Source organism: Flavobacteriales bacterium (assembly GCA_013214975.1).
Lineage (GTDB): Bacteria > Bacteroidota > Bacteroidia > DT-38 > DT-38 > DT-38.
Genome location: JABSPR010000302.1, coordinates 1 through 2,610 on the forward strand (window position 1 = coordinate 1; position 2,610 = coordinate 2,610).

The window sequence follows — 2,610 nt, forward strand, 5'->3', positions numbered from 1 at the left end:
CAGGTTTATAACACTACAGGGAAATTGATTTATCAAACACAACTGAATAGCAATGTCCTTAAATATAAAATCCCCGTACAAAGTACAGGGATTTATATTGTAAATATTTTGTCGGCTAACCAAGTAACTTCCAAGAAGGTTTTTCTTGATTAAGAACTAAATAATCTTAGTGCTCTTCTTCAGCGTGTTCGTCGTTTTCGTCGCCTTCACCTTCATGATCTGCTTCCGCTTCTTCTTTAGAAATATCTGAACTATCTGCTTCCGCTTCTTCTTCATGTTCGGCTTCTGCCTCATCACCACCTTCGTGTTCTGCTTCTTCTCCATGTTCTTCACCAGAACCTTCTTCAGTGTGATCATCTGCATGGTCACCACTTCCCATCATAAAATATGCGCCAGCACCGCCTACAACAACAAGTACTGCAACAATAATAATGATGAGTTTCATTTTACTCTTTTTAGGAGCCCCATCTTCAGTCTCAGCGACAGGCTCTTCTTTCTTTCCTTTTTTCAATTTCTTTGCAACAGGTTCCGGAGCAGTATATTCAACGGTAGCTCTATCAACGTTGTATTTTTTACACAAGTGGTCTAAGACAGTATTTTCCTTACCTGCAAATCGCATTGCTATTTTGGGAGCTACTTTTGCGTTGTCTTGGTCGTGTTGGTTGAAAAACGCTTCTAATACTTCTTGAAAACTCTTTAATTCTGACATATGCCTTTTAATTAATTGAAATTGGACCCTCTTATACTATACGATGATAATATTAGGTATTTTTTATTAAAAACTATAACGATTTTGCATATTTACGTGTTCAACTATGTTTACGTTTTACGTTTTATGTTATTATCATTTTGTGCTTCAAATAGGTAAAAGGGTACATGCTAATTATTAATGTGGAAATAAATATTCAAGTCATCAATAATGAATATCGTTTTTTACCGACTCAACAAATAAAATGAAACACTATAAAATTGTTTTTTCAGGTAAAGTTCAGGATGTGTGGTTTAGGAAATTTACAGAAACACAAGCTTTTGATTTAGGATTAAAAGGCTTCTCTATGAACAGAAATGACGGAACAGTTTATGTTGAACTAGAGGGCGATGAAGCCATACTAAAAGAATTTGTTTCAAGATGTAAAGCAGGTCCTGAAAAGGCACAAGTGGATAATGTTGAAATATCGGAGCACCAATTAGTGCACTTCGCTAAATTTGAAGTACGATATTGAAGTGTTATAGCTCCTTCATTAATATGCTGTATAAGTCTTTCATCGATTCCATATCACTGGTATGTATTTTTTCTTTTGAGGTATGACATTTATCAATAGGTGCACCAATAAAACACCAATCAATCGGTAGATCTGTAACTTGTAAAACACTGCCATCACTTCCTCCAGCATCTTCTACTTCTAATTGAAAGTGAATATTTTCACGTGAGGCTACATTAATTACTTGTTGAACAAAATATTTCCGGGGCACCGATCCATCTCTTAAAGAAATAGCTACACCTTCGCCATGGAATACCCCGTCGGTAACCCAAGTAATGTCAGAGATAAGTGCCTTTTGGATACCGTAATCTCTGTATTGAATTCGAGCTAAATTAGCAACGCTACCACCATCTGTTTCTTCACCACAGGTAAATGAGATTATTCCGCTTTCCAAAGTCTCTGCAACTTTTAATACATTCCATAAGCCAACTCTGTTATCTAAATAAGGGGATGTAATGTATTCATTCTTTAAAGTGAATTCAGGCTTATATGTTAAGCTGGTTCCTCTATCAATCTCACGATTATAGTTATGCGTCAAGCCAGTTCGAGGCTTTTCTGGGTCAATGCAAAGATTACAAGCAATACTCCCTTCGCTATCTGTCGCAATTAAATTATCGTTAGGCGCTCCATCTGCTCCTCCAATTCGAACAAGTCCTTTGTTGTATCTCACTGTAAATCCAGTAGTATCCATATGAGCATAGATAGATACTCTTGGTTTTTTACCAAACACTAGTAGTATACAATCTTGAGTTTCTGAATTATGGATTATTTGAGGCTGTACTTTCCAGTTGGCTTTATTTTGCTCAACATAGCTGATAATATAATTAGTCATGTGAATTTCTTCACCGGATGGGGATTGAACTTTTAATAGTTCTTCTAATAGTTTCATTTACCTAAGATTTGTTTGAAAAAGGTAGCCAATTAGGATTTCGATAGGTAAGTAGTTTATTGTCTTCGATATCTTCAATGCAAAAAGTTGGTAAGTCAATTTTAGGACATTCTATTCCTTTTCCAAATGTCGTGTTGCCAACGATCACTCGAGCTTCGTCCCATAGCCCGCAAGAAATAAAGGATTCTATTAAAGTTTTGCCTCCTTCAATAAAAACAGATTGAACATTTCTATCGTAGAGATCAGAGATTATATGATTAATCAGTTTGTTATCAAAAGAGATATTGACATATTCTTTATTCCTGGTATTCTCTTTTTTTATCGATGTATATATTAATGTTTTATCACCGTCATTAAACATTCTTAATGAATCAGGTAGTCTTAGATCTTTGTCTAAAACAATGCGCAGAGGATTTTTGCCAGACCAATCTCTTACATTCAATTGAGGGTCATCAAATA

The 2,610-nt window shown here is 35.3% G+C and carries 5 protein-coding genes; 2 read left to right on the forward strand and 3 right to left on the reverse strand.

Annotated features, from left to right (window positions below):
• On the forward strand, positions 1 to 153 hold a 153-nt coding region (locus HRT72_09520), incomplete at its 5' end, for a T9SS type A sorting domain-containing protein (protein ID NQY67944.1).
• A 13-nt stretch (positions 154 to 166) separates the two neighbouring features.
• Here HRT72_09520 and HRT72_09525 read toward each other — a convergent pair.
• Complete coding sequence (locus tag HRT72_09525) at positions 167 to 709, reverse strand: hypothetical protein (GenBank protein NQY67945.1); 543 nt, start codon at positions 707 to 709, stop codon at positions 167 to 169.
• Between the two features lie 244 nt (positions 710 to 953).
• Here HRT72_09525 and HRT72_09530 point away from each other — a divergent pair, with 244 nt between their 5' ends.
• Entirely contained in the window at positions 954 to 1,223 is a 270-nt protein-coding gene (locus HRT72_09530) for an acylphosphatase (GenBank protein NQY67946.1), read from the forward strand.
• A 4-nt stretch (positions 1,224 to 1,227) separates the two neighbouring features.
• On the opposite strand, the gene HRT72_09535 is transcribed toward HRT72_09530, so the two are convergent.
• Positions 1,228 to 2,151, reverse strand: a complete 924-nt coding sequence (locus HRT72_09535; GenBank protein NQY67947.1) for an aminopeptidase — start codon at positions 2,149 to 2,151, stop codon at positions 1,228 to 1,230.
• 4 nt (positions 2,152 to 2,155) lie between these two features.
• A partial coding sequence (locus HRT72_09540) for a dihydrofolate reductase family protein (GenBank protein ID NQY67948.1) occupies positions 2,156 to 2,610 on the reverse strand: 455 nt, incomplete at its 5' end.